The sequence below is a fragment of the Chthoniobacter sp. genome, assembly GCF_040003245.1.
Lineage (GTDB): Bacteria > Verrucomicrobiota > Verrucomicrobiia > Chthoniobacterales > Chthoniobacteraceae > Chthoniobacter.
In genome coordinates, this window is record NZ_JBDUCX010000380.1 from 1 (window position 1) to 3,848 (window position 3,848).

Here is a 3,848-nt window from a genome sequence, read left to right on the forward strand (position 1 = left end):
CGAACTCGGCGGAATCAATGCGGATGACGCCATACTTGCGGACGCCGTGCTTGTTGAAGATGCCCGCGATGCGGCAGGCCATCTTCACCGCGCTGAGGAATTTCTCCTGCTGGGCGTCGTCGCCCATCGCGGAATCACCCACCGTGCCGGCCCAGACCGGCGCGACCAGCGAGCCGACATTGAAGCCCTTGCTCGCGATGAGATCGGCGATCTTTTTCAACTCATCGTCGCTCGCCTCGGGATTCGTGTGCGGGAGGAAGAGGAAGTAATCGATGCCCTCGAACTTCTGGCCGTTGACGTTCGCGGCCGCGGTGAGGTCGAGCATGTGCTCGAGGCTGATGGGCGGTTCCTGGCCGGCGGCGTCGCCTTTGCCGACGAGACCGGGCCACATGGCGTTGTGCAATTTCGGGAGAGGGTGACTCATGGGGAATACGGAGGTTGGCCAGCTCCCGCGCGGCAGCATACGGTCCGTCGCGAAACGACCGGGGGCAAAGCGTGGGACTGTCTGCCGAAAACTCTCCCGGCGAACAAGCTCTTTTCTGGCGGCCGGCGGGAACGCGGGGCTGTCACCAGAATGTTACATGAAATTTGCGGTGAAGATTTGGCGGTTGAAATACGGTGCCGCACTTCATCCCGCTCTCGTTATTCCAATGCCTCCAACCGATCCCAAAGACACGCCAGCCGCCACCCCTGCCAACGACTCGACCGAGTCGAAGGCGCCGGGACTGTTCGCGCACTTCTGGACGTGGACTCCCCAGGCCCACCGCTTTCTCTTCTGGGCCGGCGTTACCGTGGCATTGACCTGCGGCATGCGGGCGGCGACTCATCTTCTGGATGGCTCCAAGCCGGATGCTCAGGCGGATGTGAATATGGCTGCGGGCGGACATTCTTCCGGCTCTGGTTTTGGTGGCGGTGGATGGTGGAATCCATCTTCGGCAATAGTGGACGCGACACCCGCGGGACCCGCTTCCCCGAGCAGCGATTCATCTTCCCCGCCCGGTGGAAAATCCATCATCCCGGCCGACTTAACGGCGCGGTTTCCCTCCAGTCCCTTGAATCTGGTCTCCCCAGTGCCCGTCGGCTCGAGTTCCTCGCGCGAGGCCTACGCAATTCTCGGTCTCGGAAGAGGAAGCGGCGGCCGGCTGGGCAGCAGCTCCGCCCGCTTCAGCGGTGACGGCAGCGGCTCGGAGTTGCATTTCAGTATGTCCGGCGATTTGAATCTCATCCCGATCGACAACCTCGCCGCAGGCGGCCTGAGCTTGAATCTCGTGGCCGTGCCGGAGCCATCGATCGCGGGCCTGATGGCCATCGCTCTCGCCGGCCTCGCACTCAAGCGTCACCGCAAACCGCGGTCCGCAGCTTAGGGTGCTGCCCCCACACGCGGCGCGAAGGTCTTGCTGTCGAGCACCTCGCCGCGCAAGTCTTTCAAGTCGACGCGCAGTTCCCGCGGCTCGCGGCGAAAGGTCAGCAGGATGTAGTTGTCCTCGCTTTTGAAGACAGCGGATTTCGGATCGGGATACGGCGTGCCGTTGCCGCCGACGCTGGTGTTGTAATACGTAATGCCGTCCACTTCCGCGCGCTCGGCGAAGTAGCCAAAACCGGTGATGGTGAGCGAGCCCTGCGCCATCATCCTGCCCCATTCGCCGCCCTCCTGGCTGCGCACCGTGGCGTTGCGCTCGTTGTCGAACGTGAGGACGAACGGCTGCTGGCTGGCGGCCATGAGATCGCGATACCAGCCAAACTGCGGGCCGGCGCGCTTGGGCGAATGGCACGTTTGCCAGGTGCTGCCTTGATCGCTGAGGTGGCTGAAATCGAGCGCGATGAAACGCACGCCAAACTCCGGCACGTCGAAGTGCCATTTCCACTGGTCGCCCGGCAGGGCAAAGAAGGCGCGGAAGGCCGTGGCCTCCACATCATAGACCGGCTCCGGCGGCGGCTTTGGGCCGCGCGAACTCATCTCGCGATCGTGATTGCCGAGCAGCGGCATCCACGGCGTAGAACTGAATAGCTCGCGGTACCGATCGACCAGCTCGCCGAAGGCCGTCGTATCCGTGGGCGCGACTGGCTGGGCCTTGTGCAACGCCGGCACGTGATCTCCCGCGCTGATGAGGAGGTGCGGCTTCTCGCGTTGCACCGCTTCTCCCCACGGGGATTTGCCATAGCCGGTGTCCGCGACCACGGCGACCCGCAATTCGTTGCTCGGGTACCCTTGGAACGCATGAACGGCCGAGGCGTTGGAGCCGGAGCGCACGCGGTAGTGATAGCTGCCGTCGCGATGCGCGAGCGGAATCTCGACGTGATGCAAAGCGACCGCTTCCTCCTGGCGCGCGGTTTGCCCGAGCGCGTCGGTGTCGCCATACTCCACTATCGAATTGGCCGGCTCCGTCGTCTGCCAGTTCACCACGATCTTCGAAGGATCGTTCGTGCGATGGGTGAGCCAGATGCGCTGGATGTCTTCCCCGCGAGCAGTCAGACCGAGCAGCAAAACAGCCGCCCCGAAAAACAGCGATTTCTTCATGCCATCTGCGCGAGCGGATTCTGCCGGGTCGCGAGGGGAAAGGTCACGCGCTGGCCATTGAGCCGGTGCGATTCAAAAACTGCCATGATCATCTCCACCACCGCGCGCCCATCGGCGGCGCTGCACAGCGGGGCACGATCTTCCCGCATGGCGGCGATGAGATCGCGGGCCGGCAGCAGGTGTGAGGAAACTTGCTCCTTCACGTCGGCGATGGGCTCCGGCACGCCCGGCCCCGCCGAGGAAATGGGCACCCACGCGCGAGCCTCTTTGCCGGGCGCGAAAGGATTGCCCGGAAGCAATTGCGCCAGCGGCTCGGTATCGAATCGCAAATCGATGATCCCCTTGGTCCCGATGAGTTGCAGTCCGAATCCCGCTTCCTTGGCCCCGGCCTTGGCAATGGAATCGAAAAACACCGGCATCCCCCGCTCCATGTCGAAACGCGCATGAACCGCATTCCCCGCGAGCAGCCCCACACCTTCCGTGCCGTCCTTCACGTCGGCCTTGGTCGCCGGGTGGCCGTCCTGCAAGAGGGTCGCCGTGCAGGATTGCGGCGCGCCGCCGAAGAACGTGGCGATATTCAACAGATGCGCACCGAGCACCCATAGGTCCTGCGCTCCACCGCGGAGATCTTCCTTGCCGCGCATGCGAATCTCCAGCAACTGGCCGAGGGCATTGTCCTTGAGCATGCGCTCGATGGCCGGCAGCGCGGGGTGGTAGCGGTTGCGATGCGCGATGGCGATCTTCACCTTGCGCTTGTCCGCAGCCGCGATGATCTCGTCGGCTTCCACCGGCGTGCGGCAAAAAGGCTTCTCGATGTAGATGCCCCGCGCACCGGCTTCGATGGCCGCCAGCGTCATGTCGCGATGCTCGTCCAGGTGACGCGGCGCCACCGCCACGATCTCCGGCTTCAATTCGGTGAGCATCTGGCGGTAATCCGCAAACCCCCGCTCGAGCTTGAGCTTCTTCTGCGCTTTCGCCAGACCCGCGGCATCGGCGTCCGCCACGCCCACGATTTCGACTTCGGGCATGCGGAGCCACACGACATCAAGGCCGTGCCCGTAGTCACCGTGGCCGGTGTGACCGATGACGGCGACGCGCAGCTTGCGGTCGTCCTCCGCCGCACAAGCGGCATAGGCAACGCTGGAGGCGATGGTGGTGGCGAGGAATTGGCGGCGGTTCATGAGGGTTCAGCAAAAGTTGGTCCTATTACAACCAGCCGCTGCGATAAGACGGGCGCTTGATGTAGCGATTCGCGGCTTCGAGGTTCGTCACTTTCAAGGCTTTCGTGTCCCACGAAATGGCCTCCCCGGAGCGAATCGAGACCTCCCGT

3 protein-coding genes and 1 pseudogene are annotated in these 3,848 nt (G+C 63.9%); 1 reads left to right on the forward strand and 3 read right to left on the reverse strand.

Translation table 11 applies throughout. From position 1 onward, the window contains the following. Positions 1–424, reverse strand: a pseudogene (locus tag ABJF10_RS29830) (sugar phosphate isomerase/epimerase); the annotation flags it as partial. A gap of 226 nt (positions 425–650) precedes the next feature. Here ABJF10_RS29830 and ABJF10_RS29835 point away from each other — a divergent pair. Beyond that, positions 651–1,364, forward strand: coding sequence for a PEP-CTERM sorting domain-containing protein (locus tag ABJF10_RS29835; protein ID WP_348548246.1), 714 nt, complete (start codon positions 651–653; stop codon positions 1,362–1,364). On the opposite strand, the gene ABJF10_RS29840 is transcribed toward ABJF10_RS29835, so the two are convergent. After that, on the reverse strand, positions 1,361–2,518 hold the full coding sequence (locus tag ABJF10_RS29840) for a metallophosphoesterase (RefSeq protein WP_348548247.1): 1,158 nt from the start codon (positions 2,516–2,518) through the stop codon (positions 1,361–1,363). The two genes, ABJF10_RS29835 and ABJF10_RS29840, sit on opposite strands and share 4 nt — an antisense overlap. Beyond that, entirely contained in the window at positions 2,515–3,699 is a 1,185-nt protein-coding gene (locus ABJF10_RS29845) for a Gfo/Idh/MocA family oxidoreductase (protein ID WP_348548248.1), read from the reverse strand. Before ABJF10_RS29845 ends, ABJF10_RS29840 begins: the two co-directional genes overlap by 4 nt. Positions 3,700–3,848: the final 149 nt, after the last annotated feature.